Source organism: Nocardia flavorosea NBRC 108225, assembly GCF_001613385.1.
In the GTDB taxonomy this organism is placed as follows: domain Bacteria; phylum Actinomycetota; class Actinomycetes; order Mycobacteriales; family Mycobacteriaceae; genus Nocardia; species Nocardia flavorosea.
This window is the reverse complement of sequence record NZ_BDCG01000012.1, coordinates 280,862-297,396: the sequence shown is the minus strand read 5'-3', so window position 1 is coordinate 297,396 and position 16,535 is coordinate 280,862. Positions and strand designations below refer to the sequence as shown.

The 16,535-nt window shown below is 67.4% G+C and carries 14 protein-coding genes; 8 read left to right on the top strand and 6 right to left on the bottom strand.

All coding sequences use genetic code 11. The features are described 5' to 3' along the window. Nucleotides 1-16 precede the first annotated feature (16 nt). The 6 genes from NFL01S_RS14345 to NFL01S_RS14320 all read left to right on the top strand — a co-directional run bounded on the left by NFL01S_RS14345 (nt 17) and on the right by NFL01S_RS14320 (nt 7,313). Nucleotides 17-1,840: a flavin-containing monooxygenase gene (locus NFL01S_RS14345; protein WP_062975348.1), complete on the top strand. Its 1,824-nt coding sequence runs from the start codon at nt 17-19 to the stop codon at nt 1,838-1,840. A gap of 71 nt (nt 1,841-1,911) precedes the next feature. Then, the gene (locus tag NFL01S_RS14340) at nt 1,912-2,838 is read left to right on the top strand and encodes an SDR family NAD(P)-dependent oxidoreductase (protein ID WP_062975345.1); all 927 of its coding nucleotides are present in this window, start codon (nt 1,912-1,914) and stop codon (nt 2,836-2,838) included. Between the two features lie 2 nt (nt 2,839-2,840). Next, nucleotides 2,841-4,547 (top strand): thiamine pyrophosphate-binding protein, encoded by a 1,707-nt coding sequence (locus NFL01S_RS14335; RefSeq protein WP_062975343.1) that lies wholly within the window; start codon nt 2,841-2,843, stop codon nt 4,545-4,547. Further along, nucleotides 4,547-6,019, top strand: a complete 1,473-nt coding sequence (locus tag NFL01S_RS14330) for an aldehyde dehydrogenase family protein (RefSeq protein WP_062975895.1) — start codon at nt 4,547-4,549, stop codon at nt 6,017-6,019. Before NFL01S_RS14335 ends, NFL01S_RS14330 begins: the two co-directional genes overlap by 1 nt. After that, nucleotides 6,019-6,420 (top strand): DUF427 domain-containing protein, encoded by a 402-nt coding sequence (locus NFL01S_RS14325; protein WP_062975341.1) that lies wholly within the window; start codon nt 6,019-6,021, stop codon nt 6,418-6,420. The genes NFL01S_RS14330 and NFL01S_RS14325 overlap by 1 nt, the downstream gene beginning before the upstream one ends. Continuing rightward, nucleotides 6,417-7,313, top strand: coding sequence for an acyl-CoA thioesterase (locus NFL01S_RS14320; protein WP_245670691.1), 897 nt, complete (start codon nt 6,417-6,419; stop codon nt 7,311-7,313). The genes NFL01S_RS14325 and NFL01S_RS14320 overlap by 4 nt, the downstream gene beginning before the upstream one ends. Before the next feature lies 1 nt (nt 7,314). Here the strand turns inward: NFL01S_RS14320 and NFL01S_RS14315 are convergent, their stop codons facing one another. The 6 genes from NFL01S_RS14315 to aztB all read right to left on the bottom strand — a co-directional run bounded on the left by NFL01S_RS14315 (nt 7,315) and on the right by aztB (nt 15,190). After that, nucleotides 7,315-8,121, bottom strand: a complete 807-nt coding sequence (locus NFL01S_RS14315; protein WP_062975339.1) for a FadR/GntR family transcriptional regulator — start codon at nt 8,119-8,121, stop codon at nt 7,315-7,317. 94 nt (nt 8,122-8,215) lie between these two features. Then, entirely contained in the window at nt 8,216-8,743 is a 528-nt protein-coding gene (locus NFL01S_RS14310; RefSeq protein WP_062975337.1) for a DUF1990 domain-containing protein, read from the bottom strand. Nucleotides 8,744-8,888: 145 nt separating this feature from the next. Then, the gene (locus NFL01S_RS14305; protein WP_062975336.1) at nt 8,889-10,367 is read right to left on the bottom strand and encodes a TerD family protein; all 1,479 of its coding nucleotides are present in this window, start codon (nt 10,365-10,367) and stop codon (nt 8,889-8,891) included. Between the two features lie 278 nt (nt 10,368-10,645). Continuing rightward, entirely contained in the window at nt 10,646-11,800 is a 1,155-nt protein-coding gene (aztD, locus tag NFL01S_RS14300; protein ID WP_062975333.1) for a zinc metallochaperone AztD, read from the bottom strand. A 61-nt stretch (nt 11,801-11,861) separates the two neighbouring features. After that, on the bottom strand, nt 11,862-12,779 hold the full coding sequence (aztC, locus tag NFL01S_RS14295; protein ID WP_062975331.1) for a zinc ABC transporter substrate-binding protein AztC: 918 nt from the start codon (nt 12,777-12,779) through the stop codon (nt 11,862-11,864). Continuing rightward, nucleotides 12,776-15,190: a zinc ABC transporter permease AztB gene (gene aztB / locus NFL01S_RS36495; RefSeq protein WP_210744786.1), complete on the bottom strand. Its 2,415-nt coding sequence runs from the start codon at nt 15,188-15,190 to the stop codon at nt 12,776-12,778. The genes aztC and aztB overlap by 4 nt, the downstream gene beginning before the upstream one ends. 59 nt (nt 15,191-15,249) lie before the next feature. Between aztB and aztA the strand changes: the two genes are divergently transcribed. Then, a complete protein-coding gene (aztA, locus tag NFL01S_RS14285) occupies nt 15,250-15,921 on the top strand; it encodes a zinc ABC transporter ATP-binding protein AztA (protein ID WP_062975329.1) in 672 nt (223 codons plus the stop codon). Nucleotides 15,922-16,208: 287 nt separating this feature from the next. After that, nucleotides 16,209-16,505, top strand: coding sequence for a DUF6285 domain-containing protein (locus NFL01S_RS14280; RefSeq protein WP_062975325.1), 297 nt, complete (start codon nt 16,209-16,211; stop codon nt 16,503-16,505). The last annotated feature ends 30 nt before the right edge of the window (nt 16,506-16,535 follow it).

Sequence of the window (16,535 nt, the reverse complement as noted above, 5' to 3'; positions counted from 1 at the left end):
GCACCGAGGAATCCGAATGAACAACTGCGCACCCACGCAGACCCCCGATATCGACCATGCCGCGTTACGGGCCAGGTATCTGGCCGAACGCGATAAGCGGCTGCGATCGGAAGGGCAACAGCAGTACGTCGCCAGCGAGGACGGGTTCGCCGAGGTTTTCGAAGGCGATCCCTACACTCCGGTGACACCGCGCGAACCCATCACCGAGGAAGTCGATGTGGTGGTCCTGGGCGGGGGATGGGCCGGTTTGACCGCAGGCGCGCGGCTCACCCAGGCCGGCGTCGAGGATTTCCGGATCATCGAGCTGGCCGGCGATTTCGGCGGCGCCTGGTACTGGAACCGCTATCCCGGTATCCAATGCGATTCCGACGCCTACTGCTATCTGCCGCTCCTCGAGGAAACCGGGTACATCCCGACCCAGAAGTACGCCTACGGTGACGAATGCTTCGAGCACGCCCAGCGCATCGGGAAGCATTTCGGACTGTACGAGAAGGCGATCTTCTCGACGATGACGAAATCGCTGGAATGGGATGAGACGCTGCGGCGCTGGCGGATCGGTACCAATCGCGACGACCGGATCCTGGCCCGGTTCGTCGTCATGGCGCAGGGTCCGTTCAACAAGCCGAAGCTCCCCGGTATCCCCGGTATCAACGATTTCACCGGGCATACATTCCATTCGGCCCGCTGGGATTACGCCTACACCGGCGGTGATATGCGCGGCGGTCTCACGGGGCTGGAGGACAAGAAGGTCGCGGTGATCGGGACCGGTGCCAGCGGGATCCAGATCATTCCGCATATCGCCCGGTCGGCCGAGCATCTGTACGTTTTCCAGCGGACCCCGTCCTATATCAACGAACGGGGTAACGTTCCGACCGATCCGGAATGGGCGAAATCGTTGCAGCCGGGCTGGCAGCTGGAACGGCGCCGCAATTTCCACACCGCCGCGTTCGAGGCGTTCGCGCCCGGCCAGCCGGATCTGGTATGCGACGGCTGGACCGAGGTGAGCCGGAATGTGCAGGCCTACCTGGACGAAATCGACGGCTGGGCCGAGGTGACCCCGGAGAAGTTCATGGAGATCCGCGAGATCCAGGACTACCGGGCCATGGAACGGGTCCGGCAGCGGGTGGACGAGATCGTCGAGGATCCGGTGACCGCGGCCGCGCTCAAACCGTATTACCGCTTCCTCTGCAAGCGACCCTGTTTCAACGACGAATACCTGCCGGCCTACAACCGACCGAATGTCACCCTGGTCGACGTATCGAAGACCAAGGGCGTCGAGCGGATCACCGCCGCTGGTATCGTGGCCGGCGGTGTGGAACACGAAGTGGACTGCATCATCTTCGCCAGCGGATTCGAAATCACCACCGATCTGGACCGCCGCTACGGTATCCACCCGTTCACCGGCCGGGACGGGCTGTCGCTCTACGAGCATTGGGCGAACGGCTACCGCACTTTGCACGGCCTCACCAGTAACGGTTTCCCGAATATCTTCTTCACCGGGTTCGTGCAGGGCGGCGTGACCGCCAGCACCACCGATATGTTCGATCAGCAGGCCACCCATGCCGCCTACATCATCGGTGAAGCGCTGAACCGGGACGCGAAAGTCGTGGAACCGACCCCGGAGGCCGTCGAAGGATGGTGTACCACCATCAAGGAAACCGCCGTCGACAACAGCAATTTCCAGCGCGAGTGCACGCCGGGTTACTACAACAACGAGGGCGAGCAGAACATCCGATCCCATCTCGGAGAGCCGTACTGGCCGGGCTTCTACGCCCTGGAGGAGCTGCTGCAGGAATGGCGCGGGACCGGCCGCCTCGAGGGTCTGGTGCTGGGCGAATGAGCGAGTCAGGCCCGGAGGCGGTAGCGGAGCGTGGCCCCGTAGGGCCCTCGCTCATTCATGGTGGGCAGAACATGAGCGAATCAGGTCCGGAAAAGCGGTTCGACGGCCGGGTGGCCGTCGTGACCGGTGCCGGTCGCGGGCTGGGGCGGGCCTATGCCCTGATGCTCGGCGCGCGTGGTGCGAAAGTCGTGGTCAATGATATCGGCGGAAGTATCCCGGGCGGTGATGTCGATGCCGGTGTGGCCGGTGCTGTGGCCGCCGAGATCCGGGATGCCGGTGGGGACGCGGTGTCGAATGCCGATTCCGTGGCGAGCCCGGAAGGCGGACGCGCGATCATCGACACGGCCCTCGACACCTATGGTCGCGTCGATATCCTCATCCACAACGCCGGCAATGTCCGTTATGCGCCATTGGCCGAAATGTCCTACGAGGACTTCGATTCCGTGCTCGACGTGCATCTGCGGGGCGCATTCCATGTGGCGCGCGCGGCATTCCCGGTGATGCGCGACGCCGGTTACGGCCGGGTAATCCTCACCTCCTCGATCGGTGGACTGTACGGCAACCGGAACGTCGCGAATTACGCTGTCGCCAAGGCCGGCGTGATCGGATTGTCGAATGTGATCGCGCTCGAGGGCGCCGAACACGGGGTGAAATCCAATGTGATCGTGCCCGCGGCGGTGACCCGGCTGGCCGACGGCCTGGACACCTCGAAATATCCGCCGATGGAACCCGAGCTGGTCGCCCCTGCGGTGGGCTGGCTGGCCCACGAATCCTGCACGGTCAGCGGTGAGATGCTGGTCGCGCTGGCGGGGCGGGTGGCACGGGCCTATATCGCGGAAACCCCCGGCGTCTACCGGCCGCAGTGGTCGATCGAGGACGTCGGCGAACAGATCGACGACATACGCGAGACCACCGATTCGTGGTTGCTGCCGGTGGTGCCGTCGGCGCACAGCGACCATATCGGCCGGAGTTTCGCAATGGCCACGGGAGGACAGTGAATATGGCGGTCAAGGTTTACGAACGAATTCTGGACCTCTTCGAGGCCGAAGGTATCAATACGATTTTCGGTATCCCCGACCCGAATTTCGTGCACCTGTTCCATCTGGCCGACGAACGCGGCTGGAATGTGGTGTCGCCGCACCACGAGGAATCGGCCGGATTCATGGCCGAGGCGGTCTCCCGGATGACCGGTAAGGCCGCCGTCTGTATCGGCACCCTCGGGCCCGGTATGGCGAATATGGCCGGTGCGATGATGTGCGCCAAGGTGGAGAATTCGCCGGTGATCTTCCTGGGCGGGCAGCGCGCGCGGATCACCGAACAGCGGGTGCGCCGCGGGCGGATCCAGTTCGTGAAACAGTCCGGGCTGCTGGAACCTTCGGTGAAGTACGCGGCGAGTATCGAATACGCCGACCAGACCGACGAGATCATTCGCGAAGGCCTGCGCAAGGCACTGACCGGCGTACCCGGCCCGGTGTACATCGAATACCCGTCGCATGTCATCCAGGAAGAGCTCGATGTTGCGGACCCGCTGCCGCCGCACCGGTACCGGCTGGTCGGCCAGACAGCCGGTCAGGACAAGATCGACGAGGCCGCCGAGCTCATCCGTCAGGCGAAGCAGCCCGTCCTGCTGGTCGGGCACGGGGTGCACACCTCCCGCGCCGGTGCCTCGGTGAAGGAACTCGCCGATCTCATGGCCTGCCCGGTCGTGCAGACCTCGGGCGGTACCTCCTTCATCGACGGCCTGGAGGACCGCACCTTCCCGTACGGGTTCTCGCCGTCGGCGGTGGAAGCCGTCGTGCAATCGGATCTGTGCCTGGCCATCGGCACCGAACTCGGCGAACCGGTGCACTACGGCCGGGGCCGGCACTGGCTGGAGAACGAAGCCCTCCGGAAATGGGTCCTGATCGAACAGGACCCCACCGCCATCGGCGTCAACCGCCCCATCGACGTACCGCTGGTCGGTGATCTGCGCGCCGTCGTACCCCAGCTCATCGCCGCCCTGAAGGACACTCCGCGCACCGCCACCCCGGAACTGGCCCGGTGGATCGAACAGGACGCCACCCGGCTGGCCGAACTCGCCGAATCGGCGCCGTCCGGAATGTCGCCGGTGCATCCGGCCCGTTTAATCGTGGAGGCCACCAGGGATTTCCCCGCCGACGGAATCCTGGTCCGCGACGGCGGCGCCACCACGATCTTCGGCTGGACCTACACACAGTGCAAACCGCACGATGTGATCTGGAACCAGAACTTCGGGCACCTCGGCACCGGCCTGCCGTACGCGGTGGGCGCCTCGGTGGCCGACGGCGGTGAACGACCGGTCCTGCTGATCACCGGCGACTCCTCGTTCCAGTTCCAGATCGCCGAACTGGAAACCGCCGCCCGGCTGAACCTTCCGCTCGTCACCGTGGTCGCGGTCGACTACGCGTGGGGTCTCGAGGTCGGCGTCTACAAACGCACGTTCGGTCAGGGCTCGCGGGAAACCGCGGTGCACTGGAGTAAAGAGACCCGCCTCGACAAGGTCGCCGAAGGTTTCGGCTGCTACGGCGAATACGTCGACACCGACGCCGAGATCGCCCCCGCCATCGAACGCGCGTTCGCCAGTGGAAAACCCGGCGTCATCCACGTGGCGGTGGATCCGAAGGCCAATTCCGAGGAAATGCCGAGCTACGACGAGTTCCGCACCTGGTACGCGGAAGGGATGCAGTGATGCGCGGATACCTGAAGTTCTATATCGGCGGGCACTGGGTCGAACCGGCCGGTGGCCAGACCTTCGACGTGGTCGACCCCGCCACCGAAGAAGTTGCCGGGAAGGTCGCGGCCGGCTCGGCCGCGGATGTGGACGCAGCCGTGGCCGCGGCGCGCGCGGCCTTTCCGGTCTGGGCCGCGAGTACGGTCGCCGAACGGCTGGACCTGTTCCGGGCCATCGGCGCGGAATACCAGAAGCGCACCCCGGATCTGGCGGCCGCACTCACCGAGGAGATGGGCGCTCCGGCCGGACTGGCGAACGGATTCCAGGTGGATCTGGCGGCGGGCCATCTGCAGCAGGCGATCGGGATCCTGGAGAACTACCGGTTCGAAGAACAGCGTGGCGCCACGTTGATCGTGAAGGAACCGATCGGAGTCTGCGGGCTGATCACGCCGTGGAACTGGCCGATGAACCAGATCGCGGTGAAGGTTTTCCCCGCGCTGGGGACCGGCTGCACGATGGTGCTGAAACCGTCCGAACGTTCACCGTTCACCGGGCAGATCTTCACCGAGATCCTCGCCGCCGCCGGTGTACCGGCCGGTGTGTTCAACCTGGTACAGGGCGACGGCCCGGGTGTCGGCGTTCCGCTGTCGCAGCATCCCGAGGTCGACATGATCTCGTTCACCGGATCCACCCGCGCCGGGGTAGAAATTTCTCGTAACGCGGCACCGACCGTGAAACGAGTGACCCAGGAACTGGGCGGCAAAGGCCCGAATATCGTCCTCGACGACCCGGATTTCGCCACCAATGTCGGCGCGGGCGTCGGGAACATGATGGGCAATTCCGGCCAGACCTGTAGTTCACCCGCGCGAATGCTGGTTCCCGGCACTCGGATGGCGGAGGCGATCGAGGCCGCCCGCGCCGCTGCCGAAGCGATCACCGTCGGTGATCCCACCGGTGACGTCGCGGTCGGTCCTGTGGTCGCCGCCGCACAGTTCGAGAAGATCCAATCCCTGATCCAGAAGGGAATCGACGAGGGCGCCACTCTGGTAGCCGGCGGCCCCGGGCGCCCGGACGGCCTGACGAAGGGCTACTACGTCAAACCCACCGTCTTCGCCGATGTCACCAACGATATGACCATCGCGCGGGAGGAGATCTTCGGTCCGGTGCTGGTGATCATCGGCTACGACGATATCGACGATGCCGTCGCCATCGCCAACGACACCGAATACGGTCTCGCCGGGTTCGTCGCGGGCCGTGATCTGGATCAGGCCCGGGCCGTCGCCCGGCGCCTGCGGGCCGGCTCGATCACCATCAACGGCGGGTTCGATTTCGCGGCGCCGTTCGGCGGTTACAAGAAGAGCGGTAACGGCCGTGAATGGGGTGAAGCCGGTTTCGAGGAATACCTCGAGGTCAAGAGCATTCTCGGCTACGCCCCCGAAGCGGCCGAGCCGTTTCCGGCGACCCCGTCCGATCGAGATTCGGAGCAATGATGAGCAAAGAAACCGTACCTTCCGGGTATCTGCACCGCCCCGATTACCGGGTCGAGCTGCTGGCCCGTACCAATACGATGACCGCCACCCTCGGTGGTCGGCAACTGGCCGTCAGCGACGAATGCCTGCTGGTGGACGAACAGGATCACGGCCTGGTGGTGTACTTCCCGCCGCAGGCGGTGAACTCGGGCCTGCTCGAAACCGTCGAACTGCATACGGTGTGCCCCTTCAAAGGCGAGGCGTCGTACTGGACCCTCCCGGACAGCGACCGTCCATGGATCGCGTGGTGTTACCCGCAGCCGCACTCGCAGGTGTCGCGCCTGGCCGGCTATATCGCCTTCGACCAGTCCGTCGTCCAGGTGACGATCGGTGCCGGCCGGTACACGGGGGTGCGCTCGTGAACGCCACCCCACCGCCGGGTGCTATCCCCGAATCGTCGATGGCGCGGATGCTGGAGATCTTCGATGTCCGGCCCGACCCGGTGGTTCCGTCGCGCTATTTCGGCGACAGTGACGGGGGAGCCCGCCGGGTGGTCGACGGTAGCCAGATCCTCGGGCAGAGCATCGTTGCGGCCGGCAAGGCCCTGCCCGGCCACACCGTGCGTAACGCGCACGCACTGTTCGTTTCCGCCGCCGACCCCGATATCCCACTGGACTTCATCGTCACCCCGATCAAGGCCGGTCGTAGTTTCGCGAGCGCCACTGTGACCGCCCGTCAGGAATTGAAGGTCCGCACGAGCTGCACAGTGCTGCTGGATACGCCGCAGCCCGACCTCGTCCGCCGCGACGCACCCACCGGGCCACCGGTATCCGGCCCGGACGAAGCCCTCCCGGCCGAAAGCCTGCCGCTGCCCGGACGCGAGGTCCGAATCACAGGCTGCACCGATATCGACGACCCCGGCGAAACCGGCCCGCCGGTGGTGGACGCCTGGCTGCGCTACGACGACGTTCCGTCCCGAGACGATCTGCACCGCGCGGTACTCGCGCATTTCACCGGGCACCTCGGGATCTCCACGGCGCTGCGCCCGCATCCCGGACTGGGTACCGCACAAGCCCACCACACCCTGTCGACGGCGCCGATGGGAATCGCGGTGACCTTCCACGATCCCGTGAAGTGGGACGGCTGGTTGCGCTACCACCACGAGGCCACCTTCGTGGGGGCCGGTTCCGCGTATATTCGTGGCCAGATCAGCACCGGCAGCGGCCGGTTGATCGCCTCGTTCACCCAGGACGCGATGATTCGCGCGTTCGAACCGGGACCCGTCACCGATATCCCGGGCGCGGCGCGGCTGTAGGTCAGCGGCGCATGCTCTGGGCACCGCGGATCGCCTGCTGGGCCATGGTCGAGGACGCATTCACGATGCCGTCGTCGAACCGGTCCAGCAGCAGCGCCTGCGTCGCCGCGAGATGCGCGCAGGCCATATGCTCGGCCGCCGAGGCCTGACCGGAGGCGATATCGTCGACGATTTTCTGATGGGTGCGCACCGCGGCCAGCGCCTGCTCCCGTGACGGATACTCGCCGCGACCGGTGAGCGCCTCGGCCCACGCCTCCTCCTGTGCCGACCACAGCGCGACCAGACTGCTCACCACATAGCGGACGGTCGAATTCGGCGTGAAAGAGACCACCAGATCGTGGAATTCACGTGCGGTCTGCGTGAAGGCGACCCCGTCGTCCACCAGCCCCTTCGATTTCTCGATGTTCTCGGTGAGTACCGGCACGACCACCTCGAGGCGGTCTTCCCGGCGGGCGCATTCGGCCGCGCACATCGGTTCCAGCATCTGCAGCCCGGAGGCCAGATCACGCAAGGTCACGCGTCCGCCTTGGAGGGCGAGCCCGAGGTGGTACGCCGCCGACGTTTCGTCGGGCCGGTGCACCTCGGCGCCACCGACATTGCCGCGGCGCACGGTGACCAGCCCTTCGGTTTCGAGAATGCGGATCGCCTCGCGGATCGAGGGATAGGAGACACCGAATTCCTGCACCAGCTGGTCCTGGGTCGGCAGCCGGTAATCGTCGGTGCCGTTGAGGATACGTGTGCGCAATTCGTCCGCCACCGTCTGCGCCACCCGGTGCTGGGTGACCCGTCCGCGCCGGGGGGTCGTCACGACAGCCGCTTGCGGCCGGAAAAGTGCACCATATCCGCGAGTTTATAGCGAACCCGCTAGTTCATCAATGATTGCAATAGTTGAAAAGACAGCGTCATGGCGTGACGGGCGTCCGGCGCAGGGTGACGAGATACGCTTCGGCGGCGAGGCGTTGTGCGGCCCGGGCCACCGGCCCACCGGCGCGGGTATACCAGGCCGCGGGCCGCGAGAATGCTCTGACCACCCCGTACACCGTCGCCGTCGCGCGATCGTATTCGACCGCGAACAGTTCCTCACCCGATTCCGGATGCCCCGGCAGTGTGCCGTAGGCGAACCCGCGGCGATCGTCCTCATCCAGGACATACACCACCCGGCACGGCGCGAGCACGCCGAACCGCCCGATACCGAGCCGGACCGTGACATGCGCCCCTGGCTCGGCCCGTGGCGTCTGTGCATCGGCCAGCAGGCCCAGGCCGCGCTGCATCCGGTAGGCCAGCACAGCATCCCCGAAACGCCGGAAATCGTCCTGTCCGCGGCCGAGCGGGCGGCGGATCTCCAGGCGGTGGGAACCGGCGGGCATCGAGCCGCGGGTGGCGCCCACCTCGGAATAGGTGAAGGCCGGACTGTCGGCGGAACTCGTCACGGCACGATTGTCTCTCGCGGCCGGCCGTCGACCGTGCGCAGGGCGGTACCGAACCCGGTCGCAGAGCCGGGCGAGTACACCCGGTGTAGTCCGGGATATCGGTGGCCCTGCCCCGTATCGACCAGCTGTCGCCCGGCGGGACGGGTCAGGTGTGGTCGGCTTTGAACTTGTTCACCGGCCCCTTGTCCATCCGCACCTCGACCTGCCCGTCGGGCCGCAAGGTCACCGCGGGACGATGTTCGGAGAAGCGGCGGCTGTACAGCTCGCGGCGTTCGATGAGCACACCCTCGGGGCGGTTGTAGACGATTCCCGGAACACAGGTGAAGATCCAGCTGGACTTCTTCGCCTGGTCGGCCGGGATGATCACGGAATCCGCGCCGCTCTCGATCGACAGCGTGACCCGGTATTTGTGGAACGAACCGGTCCCGTTGTTGATCGCGGAATACGCCACCGGCACCACCGCGACGATCTCCGGCGCCAACCGCACCTCGATGACCTCCTCGGTCTGGCCACCGCCACGCTGTACATCCCCGCGGCCGCGGTCGCCGAGATGGCGCACCAGATCGCCGTACTGCGGGGCCGCCGGAATTCCCGCGGCCGGAAACGTGGCGATATGCACGACTTTTCCGTCGGACAGCACGACCAGGGCGTAGGCCTCGTAGTCGGCACCGCTGGCCCATGCGACCCGCAGCCGGACGAGCGGCGCCTTCTCCAGCAGGACCGGCCCGGCACCTTTGGTGAGCGTGACGGCCCCTTTGCTGAAATCCACGCCGGCCGACGGGGACGGGGTGCGCCCGGTTGCTGTGGGCCCCGCGGTCGCGGACGGATGGCCGGGCGCAGCGGCGACACCGGGCGGCGGGCTGCCCGGCGCGGCCTGGGCGGCTGGATGGCCGGGCGTAGCAGCGGGGCCGATCGGCGGATTGCCCGGCACCGCGGGCGCTGCCGGATGGTCGGTGTGGGCCGGTGACACCCCGGGTGCGTTCGATGGTGAATATCCAGGGGCGGCCGGCGGCGGGTATGCCGCGGGCACATGTGGTGGATAGACCGGTGTGTGGTGCCCGGTGGCCGGCTGCGCCGGATAAGCCTCCCCCGGCGGCTGCGCCGAACTGCCCGGCGCCGGTGGGGTATCTGGCGGCTGGGCGGGTGCGTCGTCGACGGTGATCCCGAAATCGGTGGCCATACCGGCCAGCCCGGTGGCGTACCCCTGGCCGATATTGCGGAGTTTCCAGCCGCCTGCCCGCCGATACACCTCGGCGAGCAGCACCGTCGTCTCCGAGGTCAGGCCGGTAATGGGGAGTTCGTAGCCACCGGCGCCGGTTTCGGTGATCCGCACGGTGAGCGGAATCGTGCCGAAGGTTCCGGTGTCCACCGAGGCCGCGACCACCATCCGGTCGGTGTGACCGGAAACGGCCGCCAGGTCGATCGTGATCTCGCCGGCTGCCAGCCGCACCGACGAGTCAGGAGATACCGGCTGGTTGTAGAACACGAAATCGGCGTCGCTGCCGACTTTCCCGTTCTCCCGCAGGCACAGGACGGTGAGGTCGATCCCGGACGGGGCCGCCGATATCCGGACCTGTCCACCTCGTAGCGCGGTATTCGCGCCCTTACCGATCATCTCGGGCATCCGCACCCCTGTCGTTCGTGGCGTTCTCGATCAGAGTAGGCCCGCAACGATCGATCGGGGAGGGGAGAGCGGTGGGTACAGGCCGCGATATTCGGGTCACCGGGGCGGCGAGTAGTCGCCACCTGTTCCGGGAGGTGCTCATGCCGGCCGGGCGCCGGGCAGCAGCGGACCCGGTTCCGGATCACACGGAGGAGTCGCGCCGCATGCGGTGCGAGCCTGGCGGGGTCCGTGGCCCGCACCGCACGGGCGGCCCTGTCGACGGGCCGCCGAGTCATCCGTCAGGAGCTCACACCGCTGAGTTCGTTCGGGACGTCCGGCAGGGTCGCCGACCCGGTCACCGCACCGGCCGCCAGGTCGATCCGGTGGATCTGCTTGGTGGCCGGATCCGAGACGTAGGCGATCCCTTCGCGGACGAACAGGGCCGGACGCGGCTGCTGCCAATCGATCGGTTCCTGCCACGAGTCGATGACATCAATGGTCCGGGTGACCGTACCGGCGGCCGGGTCGATCACGTGAATGGCGCCGTCGGTACCCAGGACCAGCGCTTCACCTTGCGGGCCGCGGGCCAGTGAACGGAAGGTGTAGCTGGTGCCCAGGTCCACCAGCCGCAGTGTGCCCTTTTCGGTATCGATCAGCGAAATGCGTTGCGGGCGTTCGAGTTCGGCGAATTCGTCGGTCTTGTAGTCGCCGAGCACGATCGGGGAGGCTTCGCTGCCGGCCTGATTTCCGATCCGGCCGTAGGCGTCCGGGCTGTCGACCTTGGTGAGTGTGCCGTCCCGGTAGACCAGGACACCGTCCTCGCAACCGACGACCAGGGTGTCACCGGCCGCAGTGGCCTCGCCGTGCACCCCGGGACATTTCTCGTTACGGGCGATCTCTGTGCGGCCGGCGTCCAGGATCATCATCCCGGTCCGCTCCTCCTCGTTACCGAGGGTGACGGCGAGTTCACCGCTCTCCAGTTCGACGGCCACACCGTGATGCGGTTCGGCGGCCTGGTATTCAACGGTCTCCGGGGTGCCGTCGGCGAGATCGGCGGGATCGAAGGAGATCACTTTTCCGGTGCCGTCCGAGAAAAGCACTGTGCGACCGGCATGGCGGACGACATGCCCCGGTTTCGGGCCGGGGAATTCGATATCGGTGAATTGGGCACCGGCAGCGTCCAGTACTTCGAAACCGTTCGTGGTGGACACGATCACGTGGCGATCGTCACCGGCGGGATTGATCCGGTTGAATCCGCTGAGCTCCACTCCGCCGCCCCGCGCCAAGGTGGTGCCGTCCAGCAGATGGATACCACCGTCATAGGTGACGGCCAGCGGTTCGGCGATCGCGGTCTCGTCGCCGGCCTCGGTCCCGCCGCAGCCGCTCAACGCGACCACCGCGGTGACAAGGCCGGACAGTGCGACCGCTCGTCTGGTGCCGGATCGATTGTGCATTGTGTTTCCCTCATCTTCTTCGTGCTGCCCACGGCGGCGATCCGCCGCGGGTCGTGCGGGATCAGGCGGGCGCGAGACCCGTCACGATCGCGGTGGTGTTGGCGCGCATCATCTCCAGATAGGTGGCGGCGCCCGCGCCGGGCTCGGTCAGTGATTCGGAATACAAACCGACGATCCGCACCTGCACACCGGCTTGTTCGGCGAGCGCTCGGGCCAGCCGGTCGGGACGCGCGGAATCCACGAAAATCGCGGGCACCCCGGTGGTGCGGATGGCCCCGGCCAGGTCGGCCAGATCGGCGGCGCTGGGTGAGGCCAGTGTGGTGCCGCCGGGGATCACGGCGCCCACCACCTCCAGATCGAATCGGTCTGCCAGGTAACCGAAGACGTGATGGTTGGTGACGAGTTTGCGGCGTTCGGGTGCCACGGTGGCGAATCGTTCGGTCATCCAGCGCTGCAGCGTGTCGAGTTCGGTGAGATAGCGGTCGGCATTCGCGCGCACGGCGACAGCGTCGATATCGGGGACCGAGGCGATCACCTCGTCACGGATCACCTCGACCGCCCGGTGCACCCGCTGCGGGTCGGTCCAGAAATGCGGGTCGGGTGTGCCCGCGGAGTCGCCGGACCGGTAGGGGCGCGGGTCGATCCGGTCGCCCACCGACAGCGTCGGCACCCCGGCCTCGGCGGCGGCCGTCACATGCCGGCCCAGGCCTTCTTCCAGACCCAAACCGTTCTCGACGACGAGATCGGCCCGGTCGAGCACCGCGGCATCCTGCGCGGAGAGCGCGAAGGAATGGGGGTCGGATCCCGGCGGCATCAGCACCGTGACCGGGGCCGTATCACCGACCACGGTGCGAGTGATATCTCCGAGGATATCGGTGGTCACCACGACTCCGCCGCCTCCGGAATCGGTGATACCGCAGCCGCTCAGCGCGAGCATGCCGGCGACGAGCGCCGCGCAGATACGAGTGATCGTGGTCATCGTCCGGTCTCCACCATCAGGTCGGGGTCGATATCGAAGGAGAAGGTGCGTGCTACCCGCAGATCGTCGGCGTAGTCGATTTCGTGGACTTCGCGGCGGGCCGGATCGTTGAGGTAGGCGCGTTCGGAATCGACCAGCAGCACCGGCGCCGCGGCCGGATCCACGGGCGCGGAAAGCACAGGGTGGTGAGCGGTTTCGGCACCGGTGGCCGGATCGTAGGCGTGCAGTACCCCGTCGGGGGTGAGGGCGAGAATCGCGGTGCCCGCACCCGCTGTGGTCGCGGCGGTCACCGGTCCGGTCTCGATCGGCCGCCAGGACCGCCGGGCGATATCGAGGACCAGAAGCAGCGATTCCCGGACCGCCACCAGCACATCACTGCCCGGCCGGTGGTGGAAATCGGTAACGCTTCCCGTCGTCCCGGCGGGATACGGCAGCTTTTCGGCCGTGAACCGATCGTCGCGCTCGGTCACCAGCAATGCTCCGTCACCGCAGGAGAACACCGCGCCGCGCCGGGTCACCGTGTATCCGCCCGGATCCGGGCATTGTGGTGTCAACGTCTCGACGGGCTCGTCCTCGCGGGTGCGGACCTCGATCTGCGCGGAACCCGGGGATACGACGAGCAGGTGCCCACCGTAGGGAACCGCCACCCCCTTCACCGCAGGACCGGTTCGCAGTTCCCCCTCATCGAGAGCTGCACGGTCGGCCGGCACGGTGGATCCGGTGTCGAGCACTGCGGCGGACACCACGGGATCGCTGTGCGCGGAGCGGACGGATCCGTCGACGACGCCCACCCGGCGCGGCTGCGCCCGGTAGTAGTGCACATGATCACCGTGGTCGACGACCCAGCTGCCGCTGTCCACCACGGTGGTCGCGTCGCCCGCGGCGAGATAGGCATAACGTCCGTCGCCCGCGATTCCGGTGACACCGGGTATCGGCTCCACGTCCGTGATCTCCTCGGTGACCACATCGAGCAGCCGCACGGCACCCGAGTCCCGGTCGGCGATCACCAGGCGGGGCTGTGCGCTCGCGCTCTCCTCGGCACCCTCCACATACCCGTGCGGCACCGATTCGGCCGGCTCCTCGCTACCGCAGGCGGCGACCGGAACGACCAGCAGCCCGGCCAACGCCACCCGCCCCAGGGTTTTTCCACCCAGTGAACGTGTGACCGCCCGTCGGAACCGCTTTCTTCCCGGAAGGGAGCCGTTGCGTGCGGAGTCGCCCGGGCGCCGGTCGATCGGACCGCGGGGCGCGGGACGGTAGCTCTGTGAACCGAGGCCGTCGATCACGGCGGCATCGGAAGCGGGTGCTCCAGGTGCCCGGTCCGCTGCGGGGGCCGTGCCGGCGGCAACCACACCGGGCCTATCTGAACGGGAGTAGCGCAGCAAGCCGGTCACGGCGCTCCCGCATCCGGCGGTGTACCGGCCGGCAGCGCCGGCTCCGGCCGGGGTCAGGACCTCTGTGCCCGTGCTGTTTCCGGCCGGCTCGGATGCGCCTGTCCTCGTGCTGCCCGAGGCGGGACTTCCGGCGTCGTTGTTCACCGGCCCGGGCCCGCCTTCACCGTGTCCCCCGGAACCGCCCGATCCGGGGCGTGTCCGCAGCGCGCTGCGAACTCGCGCTACCAGGGCGGAGAGGAAGAAGATCATGACCGCGGTCAGTGCGATGGTCGCCCCGGCCGCGGTGCCTGCATGCCAGGAGACCACAAGCCCCACCACAGTGGACAGCGCGCCGATTCCGGCGGCCAGCAGCATGATTCTCGGGATCCGGTGCGTGAAGTAGGTTGCCGCGGCCGGTGGGGCGACGAGTAGGCCCAGGACCAGCAGGGTGCCCACGATATGGAACGACGCCGCGATCGCCAGCGTCAGCAACGCCAGCAGGGCGACCTGTGCGGCGCGCGGCCGCAGCCCGAGAGTGTGTGCGGTACGCGGGTCGAAGCTGAGGGCGACGAAGGCGCGATGTCCCGTCACGGTGATCACCAGGGCGACCACCAGTGCCGCGAGCAGGAAGAGCAGATCACCCGGCCGGGTGGCGAGGACATCGCCGAACAGGAATCCGGTCAGGTCGACCGCGAATGATTGCGACCGTGATATCAGGATCACCGCGGTGGCCAGCATCGCCACGAACAGCAGTCCGATGCCGGTGTCGGTGGACAGCCGCCGGTTGCGGCTGAGCACCGATACGCCCGCCGCCATGGCCGACGCGCTCACCAGCGCACCGAGTAGCAGATTGCCGCCGAGTAGCGCGGCCACCGCCACCCCGGGCAGCATCCCGTGTGCCAAGGCCTCGCCGAGAAAAGCCATGCCCCGCACCACAACCCAGGTACCTGCGAGGGCGCACAGGCACGAGACGAGCAGTCCGCCCCAGAGAGCCCGTTGGACGAAGGAAACCTCGAACGGGGCGATCAGCCAATCCATGATCGAACACTGTAAACTGATAACGATTGTCATTACAAGTTGGTTGCGGGAGTCACAGTATGCGCACGGCGGATATCGAAATCACCGGCCTGTCGGCGGGATACCGGGACAACCCGGTATTGCGCGACGTCACGGCGACCTTGCCGGGCGGCCGGGTCACCGCACTGATGGGTCCCAACGGCTCCGGGAAATCCACCCTGCTCGCGGTGCTCGCCGGCATCCTGACCCCGTCCTCCGGCTCCGTCGACCGCCCCGGCACCCGGCGCCCGGCGCTGGTCGTTCAGCAACAGTCGGTCCCGCCGACCCTGCCGATCACCGTCACCGAAACCGTCGCCATGGGACGCTGGGCCCAGCGCGGACTCTGGCGCCGGCTCACTCGTGCCGACCGGGCCGTGGTTGCGGAGTGCCTGGCACGCATGGATATCGCCGCTCTCGCCGGCCGCCGCCTCGACACGCTGTCCGGTGGTCAGCGCCAGCGGGTGCTGCTGGCCCGCGCGCTGGCGCAGCAATCGGATCTGCTGCTCCTGGACGAACCGAGTACCGGATTGGACTCCTCGGCCCAGGAGGCCATCGGTTCCGCCGTCCGGGACGCCGCGGCATCCGGGGTCACGGTTGTGCACGCCACCCACGATCTCGCCGACGTCCGGCACGCCGACCACTGCGTACTCCTGCGTGGCGGGCGCGTGGTGGGGACGGGAGAACCCGAGGTCGTCCTCGCCGCTGCGGCGTAGACCGTGCTCCGGGCGTGCAGGCGGCATGTGGACGCGTGCTGCGGCACAGCCCAGATGTCCGAGGTGGCTTTCGGGCGGTGTGCCGAACACGGCGGACGTTCCGCGCGGCCGGCTGTCGGGTGGTGGGAAACGACCCCTGGTGCGACGGTGAGAAGATCCTCTACTGTTTGTCTCACCCCGCGCCCGTAAGCGACGACAAGGAGGTCGGATCGTGGACTCCAGCGAGCGTGCCGCGGAACCGGCCACCGGGTCGGCGAGCGCCGGAATCCATCGAGGGGAGAGCCGCAGTGCAGAACAGACCCACGGCAGCCGAGCTGCTGGAATCACTCGCCGAACTGCTGGAGGACACGCTGCTGCCGGTGCTGCCCGCCGATCTGCAACACCGTGCGCGGGTCGGAGCGAATCTGGCGCGCATCCTGGGGCGTGAGGTCGAGCTCGGCCCCGCGGCAGCCGCCCGGGAGAAAGAACTGCTCGAGGCCGTTCCGGCCGGTGACGAGGAAGCGCTCTGGCAGGCCCTGGCCGAGGTGGTGCGGGCCGATCTCGCGATCGCCAAACCGGGCTACGACAGCTGGGAGGGGGAGTGAGCGTGACGGTGGCTAAGCGTGATCATGTGG

Coding starts and splice junctions, on each gene's coding strand:
- NFL01S_RS14305 (WP_062975336.1), bottom strand. CDS start 10,367: ATGCCCGAGATGATCGGTAAGGGCGCGAATACCGCGCTACGAGGTGGA.
- NFL01S_RS14345 (WP_062975348.1), top strand. CDS start 17: ATGAACAACTGCGCACCCACGCAGACCCCCGATATCGACCATGCCGCG.
- aztA (WP_062975329.1), top strand. CDS start 15,250: ATGCGCACGGCGGATATCGAAATCACCGGCCTGTCGGCGGGATACCGG.
- aztD (WP_062975333.1), bottom strand. CDS start 11,800: ATGCACAATCGATCCGGCACCAGACGAGCGGTCGCACTGTCCGGCCTT.
- NFL01S_RS14330 (WP_062975895.1), top strand. CDS start 4,547: ATGCGCGGATACCTGAAGTTCTATATCGGCGGGCACTGGGTCGAACCG.
- NFL01S_RS14335 (WP_062975343.1), top strand. CDS start 2,841: ATGGCGGTCAAGGTTTACGAACGAATTCTGGACCTCTTCGAGGCCGAA.
- aztC (WP_062975331.1), bottom strand. CDS start 12,779: ATGACCACGATCACTCGTATCTGCGCGGCGCTCGTCGCCGGCATGCTC.
- NFL01S_RS14340 (WP_062975345.1), top strand. CDS start 1,912: ATGAGCGAATCAGGTCCGGAAAAGCGGTTCGACGGCCGGGTGGCCGTC.
- aztB (WP_210744786.1), bottom strand. CDS start 15,190: ATGGATTGGCTGATCGCCCCGTTCGAGGTTTCCTTCGTCCAACGGGCT.
- NFL01S_RS14325 (WP_062975341.1), top strand. CDS start 6,019: ATGAGCAAAGAAACCGTACCTTCCGGGTATCTGCACCGCCCCGATTAC.